A 17,048-nucleotide genomic window follows, 5' to 3' on the forward strand; every position below is an offset into this window, starting at 1 on the left:
ATTTATTTCGCGGCGTTTTGCGCCATATCGTTCTCGGCGCTCAATTCGCGCACGGCGATATAACGTTCGCTGCGACGGGTGCGATCCAGCACCTGCCCTACCAATTGGCCACACGCGGCGTCGATGTCTTCACCGCGGGTGGTGCGTACGGTGACATTGAAGCCTGCATGGTGAAGCTGATCCTGGAACCGGCGAATCGCGTTGTTGCTCGGGCGCTCGTAACCGGAATGCGGGAACGGGTTGAACGGAATCAGGTTGATCTTGCACGGGATGTTCTTGAGCAGCTCGATCATCTCGACAGCATGCTCGACCTTGTCGTTGATATCTTTCAACAAGGTGTACTCGATGGTCAGCACGCGCTTTTCGCCCAGGGACGACATGTAGCGCTGGCACGACTCGAGCAGCATCTTAAGCGGATATTTCTTGTTGATCGGCACCAATTGGTTACGCAATGCGTCGTTTGGTGCGTGCAGCGACAACGCCAGGGAGACGTCGATGTGCTTGGACAGCTCATCGATCATCGGCACCACGCCCGAAGTGGACAGGGTCACGCGGCGCTTGGAGATCCCGTAGCCCAGGTCATCCATCATCAGATGCATGGCGGCCACGACGTTGTCGAAGTTCAGCAGCGGCTCGCCCATGCCCATCATCACCACGTTGGTGATGGCACGGTCGGCGGTCGCCGGGATGCTGCCGAACGATTTATTGGCAATCCACACCTGACCGATGACTTCGGCGGCGGTGAGGTTGCTGTTGAAACCTTGCTTGCCGGTGGAGCAGAAACTGCAATCCAGGGCACAGCCTGCCTGGGACGAAACGCACAGAGTGCCGCGCTTGCCCTGGGGAATGTAGACGGTCTCGACGCAGCTGCCGGACGCCACGCGCACCACCCACTTACGGGTGCCGTCGGTGGAAATGTCCTCGCTGACGACTTCAGGACCGCGAACTTCAGCAATAGCCTTGAGCTTGTCGCGCAAGGCTTTGCTGACGTTCGTCATGGCGTCGAAATCATCGACGCCAAGGTGGTGAATCCATTTCATTACCTGACCGGCACGGAAACGCTTCTCCCCGATTGAGTCGAAGAATTTTTCCATTTCCTGCTGGGTCAGACCCAGCAGGTTAGTTTTTACAGTCGATGTAGTCATGGATTCACCTTCACTCATAAGCCAATGCTTAGCGAGTGGTTACTTCAGTAGCTGCGAAGAAGTACGAGATTTCGCGAGCAGCAGCGGCTTCGGAGTCCGAACCGTGTACAGCGTTGGCATCGATGGAATCAGCGAAGTCAGCGCGGATGGTGCCGGCAGCAGCTTCTTTAGGGTTGGTAGCGCCCATCAGCTCACGGTTCAGAGCGATAGCGTTTTCGCCTTCCAGAACCTGAACGACAACCGGACCGGAGATCATGAAAGCAACCAGGTCGCCGAAGAAACCACGAGCGCTGTGCTCAGCGTAGAAGCCTTCAGCTTCAGCTTTGGACAGTTGCTTCAGTTTCGAAGCTACAACGCGCAGGCCTGCTTTTTCGAAACGAGTGGTGATCTCGCCGATGACGTTTTTTGCAACAGCGTCAGGCTTGATGATGGAGAAAGTACGTTGAACAGCCATGGTGTAACTCCAGAAACGGTAATTTGCGAAAAATTAAACCCGCGAATTATACGCGGGTTCTTTGGTATTGCCTAACTGCGTACGGCGCAGACTCAGTCTGCTTCTTCGATCCAGGCGGCCTGAATGGCTTCAAGCACCTTCTCGCCACCGCGGGTCGGATCATCACTGAACTCCGGCAATGCCAGCACCCATTTGTGCAGATCGACGAAGTTCACGTAACGCGGGTCCACATCCGGCTTGGATTCAGCCAGTTGGATCGCGATTTCCAGCACATCAACCCATTTCAGACTCATGACGCTTCCTTGAATCAGTGCGGCGCTTCGGCCGCATGGTTGAGCGAATATTTCGGAATTTCAACGGTCAGGTCTTCAGTCCCGACTTTTGCCTGACAGGCCAGGCGCGACTGGGCTTCCAGCCCCCAAGCCTTATCAAGATAGTCTTCTTCCAGCTCGTCAGCCTCTTCCAGCGAGTCAAAGCCCTCGCGAATCAGGCAATGACAAGTGGTGCAGGCGCAGACGCCGCCACAGGCACTTTCCATCTCGATATGGTGCTCATGCGCCAGTTCGAGGATGGACGTACCAGTCTCAGCCTCCACGACCATGCCGTCCGGGCAAAACTTTTCGTGTGGCAGAAAAATGACCTGCGGCATCGTTATTCCTCAATCTCATTCAGGTTGCGCCCCGCCAGCGCGGCTTTCACCGTCGAATCCAGGCGGCGGGCAGCAAAGGCATCGGTCACTTGCGACAGACGCTTGGTCTGCTGCTCGATGGCGAAACCATCGGTGCCTTTCATCAGTTCGGTCAGTTCCTGCATCTGCAACTCGATGACCATGCGCTCTTCGGCGTCGAGCAAGCGCTCACCGTCGACATCAAGGGCGGCTTGCACCGCTTCGATCAGGCGCTGGGCATCGACCTGCTGCTCACGCAATACACGCGCGACCTTGTCGTCGTTGGCGTGCTGGAACGATTCCTTGAGCATCTTGGCGATTTCGCCGTCGGTCAGGCCGTAGGACGGCTTGACCTGGATGCTGGCCTCGACGCCCGAACCCAACTCGCGAGCGGAGACACTGAGCAGACCGTCGGCATCGACCTGGAACGTCACGCGGATTTTCGCGGCGCCGGCGACCATTGCCGGAATGCCGCGCAATTCGAAGCGCGCCAGGGAGCGGCAGTCGCTGATCAACTCACGCTCGCCCTGCAATACGTGAATCGCCATGGCCGACTGGCCGTCTTTGTAAGTGGTGAAGTCCTGGGCGCGGGCGACGGGGATGGTGGTGTTGCGTGGAATCACCTTCTCCATCAGGCCGCCCATGGTTTCCAGCCCCAGAGACAACGGAATGACGTCGAGCAAGAGCAATTCGCCGCCATCGCGCTTGTTGCCAGCCAATGTATCGGCCTGGATCGCAGCACCAATGGCCACCACTTGATCCGGATCGATTTCAGTCAGCGGTTGGCGACCGAAGGCTTCAGCGACGGCTTCGCGAACGCGAGGCACGCGAGTCGAACCACCGACCATGACCACGGCGTGCACTTCGTCCAGCTCGATGCCGGAATCACGCACCGCACGGCGGCAGGCTTTCAGGCTGCGAGCAACCATCGGCTCGATCAGCGCATCAAAGGCTTCGCGAGTCAGTTGCGCTTTCCAGTCACCGTAAGCGACTTCAACCGACGAGGCGCTGGTCAGGGCTTCTTTGGCTGCACAAGCAGTTTGCAGCAGATGGCGCTGCGCACCCGGATCGAGGTCAGCCGACAAACCGGCGCTCTCAATGATCCAGCCAGCGATGGCGTGGTCAAAGTCATCGCCACCCAGGGCGCTGTCGCCACCGGTAGCGAGCACTTCAAAGACACCGCCGGTCAGGCGCAGGATCGAAATATCAAAGGTACCGCCGCCTAGGTCGTAAATCGCAACCAGGCCTTCGGCGTGTTGATCCAGACCGTAAGCCACAGCGGCAGCGGTCGGCTCATTGAGCAAACGCAGCACGTTCAGACCGGCCAGCTTGGCCGCATCCTTGGTGGCTTGACGCTGAGCATCGTCGAAATAAGCCGGAACGGTGATGACCGCCCCCACCAGTTCGCCGCCCAATGCCTCTTCAGCGCGCTGACGCAGCACTTTCAGGATATCGGCGGAAACTTCGACCGGGCTTTTCGGGCCCTGAATCGTGTCGATGAACGGCATGTGCGACTCGCCGCCGACAAAGCGGTACGGCAGTTGATCGCCCAATTGCTTGACGTCGGACAGACCACGACCCATCAAGCGCTTGACCGACAGCACAGTGTTCAAAGGATCGGTAGCGGCCGCCAGTTTGGCAGACTCGCCGACTTCGACGCGATCGGCGTGGTAGCGCACGGCAGACGGCAGGATGACCTGCCCTTCGGCGTCAGCCAGAGGCTCGGAAAGACCACTGCGCAATGCAGCGACCAGCGAATTGGTAGTGCCCAAGTCGATCCCCACAGCCAGACGACGCTGGTGCGGTTGAGGACTTTGGCCGGGTTCGGCGATCTGCAGTAGGGCCATCGTTATCAGGACTTATCTGTATATCAGGCGTGCGACCGGAGCGGCACTGGGTTAATCGTCGAGGCGCTCTTCTAACTGGCGCACTTCGTAGGTGAGCTTGTCGAGGAACTGCATGCGCCGCATCAGGCGTTCAGCCTGTTCACGTTGCGCTGCATCATCCCAACAGGCTGCGAAGCTTTCGTTCAGTTCATCCTGAGCGGTCTTCAGGCGACGCTTGAACACTGCAACACCCGCCAGGTCGGCGCTGTCTTGCAGGTCTTCGAGTTCTTCACGCAATTCCATCTGCTGCAGAAGGAACTCCGGATCATGCACCGTGACCTCCAGCGGCAGCTCGCGCCCGCCCATGGCGAGCAGGTATCGCGCGCGCTTCGGGGGACTTTTGAGCGTCTGGTAGGCCTCGTTGAGGCTCGCGGATTGCTCAAGCGCCAGCCGTTGCTCGCGCTCGGAAGCGTCTGCAAAGCGGTCTGGATGAACACTGCGCGCCAACTCACGATAGCGCGTGGCCAACTGATCGAGATCCAGACGGAAGCTCGGCTGCAGTTCAAATAAAGCGAAATGACAAGGAGTACCCACGAGCAGCCTCAGATATTGAAGCTTTCGCCGCAGCCACATTCACCGCGTACGTTGGGGTTGTTGAACTTGAAGCCTTCGTTCAACCCTTCCTTGACGAAATCGAGTTCGGTGCCGTCCAGGTAGGCCAGGCTTTTCGGGTCGATGATCACTTTCTCGCCGTGACTTTCGAACACCTGATCCTCTGCAACCACCTCGTCGACAAACTCCAGCACGTAGGCAAGGCCGGAACAGCCCGTGGTGCGAACACCCAGACGAATCCCTTCACCTTTGCCGCGCCCGTTGAGGGAGCGTCGCACGTGTTGAGCAGCCGCTTCTGTCATGCTGATAGCCATCGTTGACTCCTTACTCGTCGCTTAATGCTTAGATCAAGCCTTTCTTCTGCTTGTAATCACGAACGGCCGCTTTGATAGCGTCTTCAGCAAGTACGGAGCAGTGAATTTTTACTGGCGGCAGGGCCAGTTCTTCGGCTAGCTGAGTGTTCTTGATGGTCTCTGCTTCATCCAGAGTCTTGCCCTTCATCCACTCGGTAGCCAGGGAGCTGGAGGCGATCGCCGAACCGCAACCATAGGTCTTGAACTTGGCATCTTCGATGATGCCTTGCTCGTTGACCTTGATCTGCAGGCGCATCACATCGCCGCACGCCGGAGCGCCGACCATGCCGGTGCCGACATCAGGGTCTTCCGCGTCCATCTTGCCGACGTTGCGCGGGTTTTCGTAGTGGTCGATGACCTTTTCGCTGTAAGCCATGGTTCTTAATCCTCACTCATCAGAGAGTCGCTCTTGAGCCCTGCACCCGAGGGTTCACAGGGCCGGTTTGCGGCGACTTGAAATCAGTGTGCCGCCCACTCGATTTTCGAAATGTCGACACCGTCTTTGTACATGTCCCACAGCGGCGACAAGGTGCGCAGCTTGGTAACGGCCTCGCAGACTTTCTGCGCGGCGTAGTCGATTTCTTCTTCGGTGGTGAAACGGCCGAAGGTGAAGCGAATCGAGCTGTGTGCCAGTTCGTCGTTGCGGCCCAGGGCGCGCAGTACGTACGAAGGCTCAAGGGACGCCGAAGTGCAGGCCGAACCGGACGAAACCGCCAGGTCCTTGAGCGCCATGATCAGCGACTCGCCTTCAACGTAGTTGAAGCTCAGGTTCAGGTTGTGCGGTACGCGGGCGGTCATGCTGCCGTTGATGTACAGCTCTTCCAGGCCTTCGACCTGTTTGAAGAAGCGGTCGCTCAAGGCTTTGATGCGCACGTTCTCGGCAGTCATGTCTTCCTTGGCTACACGGAACGCTTCGCCCATACCGACGATCTGGTGGGTCGCCAGGGTGCCGGAACGCATGCCACGCTCGTGACCGCCGCCGTGCATGGTCGCTTCGATGCGAACACGCGGCTTGCGGCTGACGTACAGTGCGCCGATGCCTTTAGGGCCGTAGGTTTTGTGGGCAGAGAACGACATCAGGTCGACTTTCAGCTTCTGCAGGTCGATCTCGACCTTGCCAGTGGACTGAGCAGCGTCAACGTGGAACAGAATGCCCTTGGAGCGGGTCAGTTCGCCGATGGCTGCGATGTCGTTGATGGTGCCGATTTCGTTGTTCACGTGCATGACCGAAACCAGGATGGTGTCGTCGCGCAGGGCGGCTTCGATCATCGCTGGCGTAACCAGGCCATCAGTCTGAGGCTCGAGGTAGGTTACTTCGAAACCTTCACGTTCCAGTTGGCGCATGGTGTCGAGGACAGCCTTGTGCTCAATCTTGGTGGTGATCAGGTGTTTGCCTTTGGTCGCGTAGAAATGCGCCGCACCCTTGATTGCCAGGTTGTCGGACTCGGTGGCGCCAGAGGTCCAGACGATTTCACGCGGATCGGCGTTGACCAGGTCTGCGACCTGACGACGAGCGTTTTCGACGGACTCTTCAGCTTTCCAGCCGAACACGTGGGAACGGGACGCCGGGTTACCGAAGTTTCCGTCGACCAGCAGGCATTCACTCATTTTTTGCGCGACACGCGGATCAACCGGGGTGGTCGCAGAGTAATCAAGGTAAATCGGCAATTTCATGGACTATCTCCTAAATCAGGCTGGCTGGCGTACCGCTTCGCTCTGTGGCTGTCATTCGACGGCGGACGCTTCAATCTTGTCCAGGCGTGGCGCCTTGCTGTTGCAACGGCGCTGGTCCTGACGCTGGGCTACTTCTTGCACCTCACGGCGAGTTACAAGGTCAGCCAAGCTGATACCGCTCAGAAATTCGTGAATCTGCAGGCTCAGATCGCACCACAAGTGGTGGGTCAGGCAGGTGTCGCCTTGATGGCAATCACCCTGGCCCTGGCATTTGGTCGCATCGACCGATTCGTTCACCGCATCGATCACCTGGGCGACCTGGATGCCCTGCATGTCGCGGGACAGTTGGTAGCCGCCGCCCGGACCACGAACGCTGGAAACCAGATTGCTGCGGCGCAATTTGGCGAAGAGCTGTTCGAGGTAGGACAGGGAGATGCCTTGGCGCTCGGAGATATCGGCCAGGGACACCGGCCCGTGCTGCGCGTGCAACGCCAGGTCAAGCATGGCGGTTACGGCGTATCGGCCTTTTGTAGTCAGTCGCATGGACAATTACCACGGAGTTCGGAATGGGGCGAGTATGCAATTCCCGAGTATTTAAGTCAACTATAAGACCTAGTACTTTAGTCAGGATTACCCGCAAAAGAGCGCGCGCATCATAGCAAAGGCTGGCCGATTACAGCCAGCAATTGCGCGTTATCGTTCTTCGCGGGCAAGCCTCGCTCCTACAGGATTAGCGCAACCCTTGTAGGAGCGAGGCTTGCCCGCGAAGGGGCCCGCGCGGTCTAGCTGGCCTGACTCTGATCCTTGTCCTTCACACAGGCGAAGTCTTCTTCGCGCAGCTCAGGCAGATCTTTCGCACAGTAATTACTGCCCAGATCCTTCAACGCCCCGCACATCCCCTCCAGACGACCATCGACTGCCTGCAGATGATCAAGCAACTGGTTAATGGCTCGAGCCACCGGGTCGGGCATGTCTTCGCCGACACCGTAGGCATCGAAGCCGATCTTCTCGGCCATGGCCTTGCGCTTGGCGTCTGTCTCTTCGTCGGACTTGACTATGATCCGCCCCGGGATCCCGACCACGGTCGCACCCGGCGGAACAGCCTTGGTGACGACAGCGTTGGAACCAACCTTGGCACCAGCGCCCACCGTGAACGGACCGAGCACCTTGGCGCCCGCCCCTACCACCACGCCATCTTCCAGTGTCGGGTGACGCTTGCCCTTGTTCCAGCTGGTACCACCGAGTGTCACACCCTGATAAAGGGTCACATCGTTGCCGATCTCGGCGGTCTCACCGATGACAATGCCCATGCCATGGTCAATAAAGAAGCGACGACCAACTTTGGCACCCGGATGAATCTCGATCCCGGTCAACCAGCGACCGAAGTTCGAGACCAGCCGCGCCAACCACTTCCAGCCCATGCCCCACAAGGCCGATGACAGGCGATGGATCCAGATGGCGTGCATGCCGGGGTAGCAGGTCAGAACTTCAAAGGCGTTGCGCGCTGCCGGGTCACGATGGAAAACACTCTGGATATCTTCACGCAAACGCTCGAACATTTTTAATCCTTCCGCTTTAGAAGCTCGCCACGGGCCGCTTTCTGGGTTTCCGTGAGGATGCCACGCAATATATTCATTTCCGCCCGGCTGACCGAGCTGCGTCCGTACAACCGGCGCAGGCGCGCCATCAAGTGCCGTGGTTTTTCCGGGTCGAGGAATTCGATGGCCACCAGGGTTTGCTCCAGGTGTTCATAGAATCGCTCCAGCTCATCCATGGTCGCCAGCTCGCCACTTTTGATGGACGCCACTTCATCCTTCTCGACCTTGCTCGGCTGGCCTTTGGCCGCAAGCCAGGACATGCGCACTTCATAGCTCAACACCTGCACCGCTGCCCCAAGGTTCAGCGAACTGAACTCAGGGTCTGATGGGATGTGCACGTGATAATGACATCGCTGCAGCTCTTCATTGGTCAGGCCGGAATCTTCACGACCAAAGACCAAGGCAATCTCGGCACCCGACGCGGCTTCCTCGACCACTTTCACGCCGCATTCGCGGGGATCGAGCAGCGGCCATGGAATACGGCGATCACGGGCGCTGGTGCCGAGTACCAGATTGCAGCCGACCAAGGCATCTTCCAAGGTGGCGACGACTTGCGCGTTTTCAAGGATGTCCCCGGCGCCGGAAGCGCGAGCATCGGCCTCGTGGTGCGGGAACAGCCGCGGTTCGACCAGCACCAGCCGCGACAGGCCCATGTTCTTCATGGCACGCGCAGCCCCGCCGATGTTGCCGGGGTGGCTGGTATTGACCAGGACGACACGAATGTTATGCAGCACGGGAGGCGTTCTCGAACACAGAATTGGGGAGCGGAATCTTACAGTTCATCCTACCGTTAAGCTATGAAAGCGAACACCAACCTTCACCTGTAGAAAAGTTCTGATAGAATGCTCGGCTTTCTTTAACAACCTTAGGTGACACATCCATGCAGCCCATGCTGAATATCGCGCTGCGCGCCGCCCGCAGCGCCAGTGAATTGATCTTCCGCTCCATCGAGCGCCTGGATACCATCAAGGTCGACGAAAAAGACGCCAAGGATTACGTATCCGAGGTGGATCGCGCCGCTGAACAGAAAATCATCGACGCGCTGCGCAAGGCTTACCCGAACCACTCGATCAGGGGTGAAGAAACCGGCATGCACGCCGGCACCGGGATCGAAGGCGAAGAATATCTGTGGATCATCGATCCGCTGGACGGCACCACCAACTTCCTGCGCGGCATTCCTCACTTCGCTGTCAGCATCGCCTGCAAATACCGCGGTCGCCTGGAACACGCTGTTGTTCTGGACCCGGTTCGCCAGGAAGAATTCACCGCCAGCCGTGGTCGCGGCGCTCAACTGAACGGTCGTCGCCTGCGCGTCAGCGGTCGCACCAGCCTGGACGGCGCCCTGCTGGGTACCGGCTTCCCGTTCCGTGACGACCAGATGGACAACCTCGAAAACTACCTGGGCATGTTCCGCGCCCTGGTAGGCCAGACCGCCGGCATCCGCCGCGCAGGTTCGGCGAGCCTGGACCTGGCCTACGTGGCTGCCGGCCGTTTCGACGCATTCTGGGAATCGGGCCTGTCCGAGTGGGACATGGCTGCAGGCGCCCTGCTGATCCAGGAAGCTGGCGGTTTGGTGAGCGACTTTACCGGCGGTCACGATTTCCTTGATAAAGGCCACATCGTTGCCGGTAACACCAAATGCTTCAAAGCAGTGCTGACGGCGATCCAGCCGCACCTGCCGGCTTCGCTGAAGCGCTAAGCGAACGCCCACAAAAAAGCACCCTTCGGGGTGCTTTTTTTATGCCTGGAATTTGCCCCCAAAAACACCACCGATCAAAGGTGGGAGCGGGCTTGCTCGCGAAAGCGGTGTATCAGCCACCATTAATGTGGAATGTGAAGCCGCCTTCGCGAGCAAGCCCGCTCCCACAAGGGGATCTGTGGGGATGCAGAAGTTGTAGGCACAAAAAAAGCACCCTTCCGGGTGCTTCTTTTTTAATCTGAATTTCAGCTTTTTTAGTGAGCCTGTTCGTTCTGCGACAGGACCAGCTTGCCTTCCTTGTCGACCGGAATCTGGTTGCCCGGATCACGATCCATCCGCACCTTGCCTTCCTTGCCGTCCAGCGAATAACGAACGTCGTAACCTACAACCTTGTCGCTGATGTCATTCACTGTGTTACAGCGAGTCTGCGTCGTGGTGTAGGTGTCACGGTTCTGCATGCCTTCCTGAACCTTGTTGCCGGCATAACCGCCGCCGACCGCACCGGCCACCGTGGCAATCTTCTTGCCCGTGCCGCCGCCAATCTGATTACCCAGCAAACCACCCGCTACGGCACCGATGGCCGTACCGAGAATCTGGTGTTGATCTTTCACCGGCGCTTGCCGGGTGACCGCTACATCCTTGCACACTTCACGTGGCGTCTTGATTTGTGTCTTGACCGGTTCAACGGCTAGCACTTGCGCATACTCAGGGCCGCTTTTAACCAGGCTGTAGGTGGCAACAGCACCCCCGGCAGTCACACCGACAGCACCCAATACCGCACCAACCAGCAACGACTTGTTCACATGAACCTCCTGACCATCACCCGCGGAACATGTCCGCGCTTCTCCCAGCCTTGGAGCATAAAAAAAGGCGCGAGTTCAACTCGCGCCTTTTTCGGCTGACAGCTGGAAAAGCGATGGCCGTTATGGACGGTCGTCGACTTCCTTGTCAGTGGCCACAGGAGCAATCAGATCTTCGCTGCTCAGGTTCAGCCAGATCAGCACCACGTTCGCGATGTAGATCGACGAGTAAGTACCCGCCAGAACACCGATGAACAGGGCGATGGAGAAGCCGAACAGGTTGTCGCCGCCGAAGAACAACAGGGCCGCGATCGCCAGCAAGGTGGAGATCGACGTCGCCATGGTCCGCAGCAGGGTTTGCGTGGTCGAGATGTTGATGTTCTCGATCAGGCTGGCCTTGCGCAGCACACGGAAGTTCTCACGAACCCGGTCGAATACCACGATGGTATCGTTGAGCGAGTAACCAATGATCGCCAATACCGCCGCCAGCACCGTCAGGTCGAAGGTGATCTGGAAGAACGACAGGATACCGATGGTCACGATCACGTCGTGGATCAGCGAAACGATGGCACCGACCGCGAACTTCCACTGAAAGCGGAACGCCAGGTAGATCAGGATGCCGCCCAGCGCCATCAGCATGCCGAGGCCGCCCTGGTCGCGCAGCTCTTCACCCACCTGTGGGCCGACGAACTCGACGCGCTTGACCGTCGCCGGGTTGTCGCCGCCGACTTTCAGCAGCGCTTCTGCCACTTGATGGCCCAGCTGCGGGTCTTCACCCGGCATGCGCACCAGCAAATCGGTAGTCGCACCGAAGCTCTGCACGATTGCCTCGTGATAACCCGAAGTGGCCAGTTGCTCACGCACCTTGGTGACATCGGCCGGACGCTCGTAGGTCAGCTCGATGAGCGTACCGCCGGTGAAGTCCAGGCCCCAGTTCATGCCCTTGGTGGCGACGCTGAACAAAGCCAGCACGGTAAGGAACAATGTGACGCCGAACGCAAAGTTGCGAACGCCCATGAAGTTGATTGTACGTAACATGGCAGCCCCTTAAATCCACAACTTCTTGAAGTCACGACCGCCGAAGATCAGGTTGACCATCGCGCGGGTCACCATGATGGCCGTGAACATCGAGGTAAAGATCCCGAGGGACATGGTCACTGCGAAACCTTTGACTGGACCGGTGCCCATCGCAAAGAGAATCCCGCCGACCAGCAATGTGGTCAGGTTGGCGTCGAGAATCGCAGTAAATGCCCGGCCGAAGCCTTCGTTGATTGCCCGTTGTACGGTCATGCCCGCCGCGATCTCTTCACGAATCCGCGAGAAGATCAGTACGTTGGCGTCGACCGCCATACCCATGGTCAATACGATACCGGCGATACCCGGCAGGGTCAGCGTTGCACCCAGCAGCGACATCAGGGCCAGCAGCAACACCATGTTCACCGCCAGCGCGACGGTGGCGATGATGCCGAAGAAGCGGTAGATGGCGATGATGAACAGCGAGACAAACAGCATGCCCCACAGCGATGCATCGATACCCTTGGTGATGTTGTCCGCACCCAGGCTCGGGCCAATTGTGCGCTCTTCAGCGAAGTACATCGGAGCAGCCAGACCACCGGCACGCAACAGCAGCGCCAGTTCGGACGACTCGCCCTGACCGTTCAGGCCAGTGATGCGGAATTGAGCACCCAGCGGCGACTGGATGGTCGCCAGGCTGATGATCTTCTTCTCTTCTTTAAACGTTTGAACCGCGACGTCTTTCTCGACACCGTTCACCATTTGCTTGGTGTACGTGGTGATCGGACGCTGCTCGATGAAGATTACCGCCATGCTGCGACCGACGTTGCTGCGGGTCGCACGACTCATCAGCTCGCCACCGTGGCCATCCAGACGGATGTTCACTTCTGGCGTGCCGTGCTCGCCGAAGCCAGCCTTGGCGTCAGTTACCTGGTCACCGGTGATGATCAGGCCACGCTCGATCTGTGCCGGCGGACGATTGCCCTCACGGAACTCGAAGCTTTCGGAAGTGGCTTTCGAAGCGCCCGGCTCAGCGGCCAGACGGAACTCAAGGTTGGCCGTCTTGCCGAGGATACGCTTGGCTTCTGCGGTGTCCTGCACGCCCGGCAGCTCAACCACGATGCGGTTGGCGCCTTGACGCTGAACGATCGGTTCGGCAACACCCAGCTCGTTGACGCGGTTACGTACCGTGGTCAAGTTCTGCTTGATGGAGTATTCGCGGATTTCCGCCAGCTTGGCCGGGGTCATCGCCAGACGCAGTACCGCCTGACCATTGAGGTCGGCCGGAACAATGTCGAAATCGTTGAAGTTCTTGCGGATCAGTGCACGGGCCTGTTCGCGGGAAGCTTCATCACTGAAACCCAGCTGAATGGCACCGTTGAGTTGCGGCAGGCTGCGATAGCGCAGTTTCTCTTTACGCAACAGGCTCTTTACATCGCCTTCGTACACTTTCAAGCGTGCGTCGAGGGCTTTGTCCATGTCCACTTCGAGCAGGAAGTGCACACCACCGGACAAGTCCAGACCCAGCTTCATCGGGTGCGCGCCCAGGCTGCGCAGCCATTGCGGGGTGGTTTGTGCCAGGTTCAGCGCGACGACGTAGTCATCACCCAGTGCCTTGCGCACGACGTCTTTGGCCGGCAGCTGATCTTCAGCCTTGGTCAGACGAATCAGACCGCCCTTGCCATTCGCAGCCAGCGTGGCCGCCTTGACGTTGATCCCGGACTCCTTGAGCGCAGTGCTCACACGGTCCAGATCAGCCTGATTGACTTGCAGCGCAGTGCTTGCGCCGCTGACCTGAATGGCCGGGTCATCAGGATATAAATTGGGAGCGGAATAAATCAGACCGACCGCCAGCACCGCCAGGATCAGAATGTATTTCCACAGAGGGTATTTGTTCAGCATCACGCCGCCCGCTTATGACGCGGGGCGCCTTGCGCGCCCCGTCGATTGAGTAGAAGTTGAAACTTAGATCGCTTTCAGCGTGCCTTTTGGCAGCGTGGCGGCAATGGCGCCTTTCTGGAACTTCATTTCGACGGTGTCGGAAACTTCCAGAACCACGAAATCATCAGCCACTTTAGTGATCTTGCCGGCGATACCACCGGTGGTCACAACTTCGTCGCCTTTTTGCAGGCTGCTCAGCAGGTTCTTCTGCTCTTTGGCGCGCTTGGCCTGTGGACGCCAGATCATCAGGTAGAAGATGACCAGGAAACCGACCAGGAAAATCCACTCGAAACCGCCACCCATTGGGCCTGCAGCTGCCGGTGCAGCAGCGTCGGCCATGGCATTAGAGATAAAAAAGCTCATTTAGCACTCCAGTTGCAAATGTTGAATCTTGGGGTCAGAAAACTCAGTCCAAAGGCGGAACAGGTAACCCGCGTTTGGCGTAGAAGGCATCGACAAAGGCGGCCAATGTACCCTGTTGAATAGCCTCGCGCAAACCAGCCATAAGCACTTGATAATGACGCAAGTTATGGATGGTATTGAGCATGCTCCCCAGCATTTCGCCGCACTTGTCCAGGTGATGCAGATAAGCGCGGGAGAAGTTCTGGCAGGTATAGCAATCGCAGGTCGGATCGAGCGGCGAATCATCATGGCGATGGAACGCGTTACGGATCTTCAGCACGCCGGTATCAATGAACAGATGCCCATTGCGGGCATTACGGGTTGGCATCACGCAATCGAACATGTCCACACCGCGGCGCACACCCTCAACCAGATCTTCCGGTTTGCCAACGCCCATAAGGTAACGAGGTTTGTCAGCCGGCATCTGGCCTGGCAGGTAATCCAGCACCTTGATCATCTCGTGCTTGGGCTCGCCCACCGACAGACCGCCGATGGCCAGACCATCAAAACCGATCTTGTCGAGGCCTTCCAGGGAGCGCATTCGCAGATCCTGGTGCATGCCGCCCTGAACGATGCCAAACAGCGCCGCCGTGTTGTCGCCATGGGCTTCTTTCGAACGCTTGGCCCAACGCAACGACAGCTCCATGGAAATCCGCGCGACGTCTTCGTCGGCCGGGTACGGCGTGCATTCGTCGAAAATCATCACGATGTCCGAGCCCAGGTCACGCTGGACCTGCATCGACTCTTCCGGCCCCATGAACACTTTGGCGCCGTCGACCGGAGAGGCGAAGGTCACGCCCTCCTCCTTGATCTTGCGCATCGCGCCGAGGCTGAACACCTGAAAACCGCCGGAATCAGTCAGAATCGGGCCTTTCCACTGCATGAAATCGTGCAGGTCGCCGTGCTTCTTGATCACTTCGGTGCCTGGACGCAGCCACAAGTGGAAGGTGTTGCCCAGAATGATTTCCGCGCCAGTCGCGGTGATATCCCGCGGCAGCATGCCCTTCACGGTGCCGTACGTGCCCACCGGCATGAAGGCCGGGGTCTCGACGGTACCGCGCGGGAAGGTCAAACGACCGCGACGAGCCTTGCCGTCAGTAGCAAGCAACTCAAACGACATACGACTTTGGCGACTCATTCTTTGTCCTCAGGGCCACGTGGTGCGGGGTTACGGGTGATAAACATCGCATCACCGTAGCTGAAAAAGCGGTATTCATGCTCCACGGCGGCTTTATAGGCGGCCATGGCTTCGGGATAACCGGCGAACGCCGAAACCAGCATCAACAGCGTGGATTCGGGCAAATGGAAGTTGGTGACCAGGGCATCGACCACATGAAACGGCCGGCCCGGGTAGATAAAGATGTCAGTGTCGCCACTGAACGGCTTGAGCACGCCATCGCGCGCGGCGCTTTCCAGGGAACGCACGCTGGTGGTCCCCACGGCAATCACCCGACCACCGCGAGCGCGGCAAGCCGCCACGGCATCGACCACGTCCTGGCCGACTTCCAGCCATTCGCTGTGCATGTGGTGATCTTCGATCTTCTCGACACGCACCGGCTGGAACGTACCCGCCCCCACGTGCAAGGTCACGAACGCCGTCTCAACGCCCTTGGCGGCAATCGCCTCCATCAGCGGCTGATCGAAATGCAGCCCCGCGGTCGGCGCCGCCACCGCGCCCAGGCGCTGGGCGTACACCGTCTGATAACGCTCGCGGTCCGAGCCTTCATCCGGGCGGTCTATATAAGGAGGCAACGGCATGTGCCCGACGCGGTCGAGCAGCGGCAACACCTCTTCGGCAAACCCCAGCTCGAACAACGCATCGTGACGCGCCAGCATTTCAGCTTCGCCACCGCCATCGATCAGGATCTTCGAACCCGGCTTCGGCGACTTGCTGGACCGCACATGGGCCAGCACGCGATGACTGTCGAGTACGCGCTCGACCAGGATTTCCAGCTTGCCGCCGGAAGCCTTCTGGCCAAACAGCCGCGCCGGAATCACCCGGGTATTGTTGAACACCATCAAATCGCCCGGGCGCAAATGCTCAAGCAAATCAGTGAATTGACGGTGCGCCAGGGCGCCGCTGACCCCATCAAGGGTCAACAGGCGACTGTTGCGACGCTCGGCCAAAGGGTGGCGAGCAATCAGCGAATCAGGGAGTTCGAAAGTAAAGTCAGCAACGCGCATGATGGGGTTCGTCTAGCAGGGGCCGGAAGTCTAGCCGAAATAGTGAAAATTCTCTATGTACCTGATTGACCGACGGTAATCTCATCTCTATACTTCGCCGCCATTGAGCCCTGATGGCGGAATTGGTAGACGCGGCGGATTCAAAATCCGTTTTCGAAAGGAGTGGGAGTTCGAGTCTCCCTCGGGGCACCAAAATTAAGAAAGGTCTTGCTTAGCAAGGCCTTTTTTTTCGCCTGCGATAAAGTGGCGGACAACCCGCCGACCTGTAGGAGCCGGCTTGCTGGCGATGCTTTTGATCTTCGCGCTCTCGACTGGTACGACAATTCTCAAGGATTCACCCCATGGAACTGCTGCTGGAAACTGTTGCTTTGTTCTGCCTCAAGCTGGCTTATGAGACTGAAGATTCGAGTCCGATTCTTCGGGATGATCTGCTGATGAGTGATTATGAGCGGGAGGTTTTTGGGTTGTTGGTAAGGAGGGGGGATGTTGAGGGGATTCAGGCGAAAGTGAGTGAGTGTGTGGGGTTAGCACTGGAAGCCATCGGCGGTGTGGATAAACCGCTGGGGGGTGAGTTGCAGAGATTGGCTGCTGATTTTTCCAGTATTCAGACGATGGCGCAGCTTGATGTCCCGATCATCGCGCTCAAGGATTATCTGAAAGACATTCAGTGAATGAATGC

Annotated in this window: 20 protein-coding genes and 1 tRNA gene; 3 read left to right on the forward strand and 18 right to left on the reverse strand. The window is 58.4% G+C overall.

Going from position 1 to position 17,048, the window contains the following annotated elements; all coding sequences use genetic code 11:
• Positions 1–2 precede the first annotated feature (2 nt).
• The 12 genes from rlmN to trmJ all read right to left on the reverse strand — a co-directional run bounded on the left by rlmN (position 3) and on the right by trmJ (position 9,063).
• The gene (gene rlmN, locus ACA049_RS24950) at positions 3–1,145 is read right to left on the reverse strand and encodes a dual-specificity RNA methyltransferase RlmN (protein ID WP_007948172.1); all 1,143 of its coding nucleotides are present in this window, start codon (positions 1,143–1,145) and stop codon (positions 3–5) included.
• Between the two features lie 28 nt (positions 1,146–1,173).
• Positions 1,174–1,599, reverse strand: coding sequence for a nucleoside-diphosphate kinase (gene ndk / locus ACA049_RS24955; RefSeq protein ID WP_007916882.1), 426 nt, complete (start codon positions 1,597–1,599; stop codon positions 1,174–1,176).
• Positions 1,600–1,691: 92 nt separating this feature from the next.
• Positions 1,692–1,892, reverse strand: coding sequence for a Fe-S cluster assembly protein IscX (iscX, locus tag ACA049_RS24960; RefSeq protein ID WP_008147746.1), 201 nt, complete (start codon positions 1,890–1,892; stop codon positions 1,692–1,694).
• 14 nt (positions 1,893–1,906) lie between these two features.
• Positions 1,907–2,248 carry an ISC system 2Fe-2S type ferredoxin gene (gene fdx / locus ACA049_RS24965; protein WP_131059381.1) on the reverse strand — a complete coding sequence of 114 codons (342 nt, stop codon included), beginning with the start codon at positions 2,246–2,248 and terminating at the stop codon, positions 1,907–1,909.
• 2 nt (positions 2,249–2,250) lie between these two features.
• Positions 2,251–4,113 carry a Fe-S protein assembly chaperone HscA gene (gene hscA / locus ACA049_RS24970; protein WP_497330643.1) on the reverse strand — a complete coding sequence of 621 codons (1,863 nt, stop codon included), beginning with the start codon at positions 4,111–4,113 and terminating at the stop codon, positions 2,251–2,253.
• Between the two features lie 51 nt (positions 4,114–4,164).
• Positions 4,165–4,686 carry a co-chaperone HscB gene (gene hscB, locus ACA049_RS24975; RefSeq protein WP_497336970.1) on the reverse strand — a complete coding sequence of 174 codons (522 nt, stop codon included), beginning with the start codon at positions 4,684–4,686 and terminating at the stop codon, positions 4,165–4,167.
• Positions 4,687–4,694: 8 nt separating this feature from the next.
• The gene (gene iscA / locus ACA049_RS24980) at positions 4,695–5,018 is read right to left on the reverse strand and encodes an iron-sulfur cluster assembly protein IscA (protein WP_007903589.1); all 324 of its coding nucleotides are present in this window, start codon (positions 5,016–5,018) and stop codon (positions 4,695–4,697) included.
• A 28-nt stretch (positions 5,019–5,046) separates the two neighbouring features.
• Complete coding sequence (iscU, locus tag ACA049_RS24985; protein ID WP_003443374.1) at positions 5,047–5,433, reverse strand: Fe-S cluster assembly scaffold IscU; 387 nt, start codon at positions 5,431–5,433, stop codon at positions 5,047–5,049.
• A gap of 83 nt (positions 5,434–5,516) precedes the next feature.
• Positions 5,517–6,731 (reverse strand): IscS subfamily cysteine desulfurase, encoded by a 1,215-nt coding sequence (locus tag ACA049_RS24990; RefSeq protein ID WP_497330645.1) that lies wholly within the window; start codon positions 6,729–6,731, stop codon positions 5,517–5,519.
• A 51-nt stretch (positions 6,732–6,782) separates the two neighbouring features.
• Positions 6,783–7,274: a Fe-S cluster assembly transcriptional regulator IscR gene (iscR, locus tag ACA049_RS24995; protein WP_007903581.1), complete on the reverse strand. Its 492-nt coding sequence runs from the start codon at positions 7,272–7,274 to the stop codon at positions 6,783–6,785.
• A 239-nt stretch (positions 7,275–7,513) separates the two neighbouring features.
• Complete coding sequence (gene cysE / locus ACA049_RS25000) at positions 7,514–8,290, reverse strand: serine O-acetyltransferase (RefSeq protein ID WP_008147732.1); 777 nt, start codon at positions 8,288–8,290, stop codon at positions 7,514–7,516.
• 2 nt (positions 8,291–8,292) lie between these two features.
• Positions 8,293–9,063 (reverse strand): tRNA (cytosine(32)/uridine(32)-2'-O)-methyltransferase TrmJ, encoded by a 771-nt coding sequence (trmJ, locus tag ACA049_RS25005; RefSeq protein WP_497330647.1) that lies wholly within the window; start codon positions 9,061–9,063, stop codon positions 8,293–8,295.
• 146 nt (positions 9,064–9,209) lie between these two features.
• Between trmJ and suhB the strand changes: the two genes are divergently transcribed.
• Positions 9,210–10,028, forward strand: a complete 819-nt coding sequence (gene suhB / locus ACA049_RS25010; protein WP_497330649.1) for a type III secretion system regulator SuhB — start codon at positions 9,210–9,212, stop codon at positions 10,026–10,028.
• A 254-nt stretch (positions 10,029–10,282) separates the two neighbouring features.
• Here suhB and ACA049_RS25015 read toward each other — a convergent pair whose 3' ends face one another.
• The 6 genes from ACA049_RS25015 to queA form a co-directional block, all read right to left on the reverse strand.
• Positions 10,283–10,831, reverse strand: a complete 549-nt coding sequence (locus ACA049_RS25015; RefSeq protein ID WP_497330651.1) for a glycine zipper 2TM domain-containing protein — start codon at positions 10,829–10,831, stop codon at positions 10,283–10,285.
• A 120-nt stretch (positions 10,832–10,951) separates the two neighbouring features.
• Positions 10,952–11,866 (reverse strand): protein translocase subunit SecF, encoded by a 915-nt coding sequence (gene secF / locus ACA049_RS25020; RefSeq protein ID WP_253436913.1) that lies wholly within the window; start codon positions 11,864–11,866, stop codon positions 10,952–10,954.
• 9 nt (positions 11,867–11,875) lie between these two features.
• Positions 11,876–13,744 carry a protein translocase subunit SecD gene (gene secD, locus ACA049_RS25025; protein ID WP_497330653.1) on the reverse strand — a complete coding sequence of 623 codons (1,869 nt, stop codon included), beginning with the start codon at positions 13,742–13,744 and terminating at the stop codon, positions 11,876–11,878.
• Between the two features lie 63 nt (positions 13,745–13,807).
• Complete coding sequence (gene yajC / locus ACA049_RS25030) at positions 13,808–14,146, reverse strand: preprotein translocase subunit YajC (RefSeq protein WP_007916913.1); 339 nt, start codon at positions 14,144–14,146, stop codon at positions 13,808–13,810.
• A gap of 43 nt (positions 14,147–14,189) precedes the next feature.
• Positions 14,190–15,305: a tRNA guanosine(34) transglycosylase Tgt gene (gene tgt, locus ACA049_RS25035; RefSeq protein WP_162130724.1), complete on the reverse strand. Its 1,116-nt coding sequence runs from the start codon at positions 15,303–15,305 to the stop codon at positions 14,190–14,192.
• A gap of 14 nt (positions 15,306–15,319) precedes the next feature.
• On the reverse strand, positions 15,320–16,369 hold the full coding sequence (gene queA, locus ACA049_RS25040) for a tRNA preQ1(34) S-adenosylmethionine ribosyltransferase-isomerase QueA (protein ID WP_497313528.1): 1,050 nt from the start codon (positions 16,367–16,369) through the stop codon (positions 15,320–15,322).
• A gap of 107 nt (positions 16,370–16,476) precedes the next feature.
• Between queA and ACA049_RS25045 the strand changes: the two genes are divergently transcribed.
• A tRNA-Leu gene (locus ACA049_RS25045) sits at positions 16,477–16,561 on the forward strand.
• 149 nt (positions 16,562–16,710) lie between these two features.
• Entirely contained in the window at positions 16,711–17,040 is a 330-nt protein-coding gene (locus ACA049_RS25050) for a hypothetical protein (RefSeq protein ID WP_497330655.1), read from the forward strand.
• Positions 17,041–17,048 lie beyond the last annotated feature (8 nt).

The sequence above is a fragment of the Pseudomonas sp. LBUM1662 genome, from assembly GCF_059695915.1.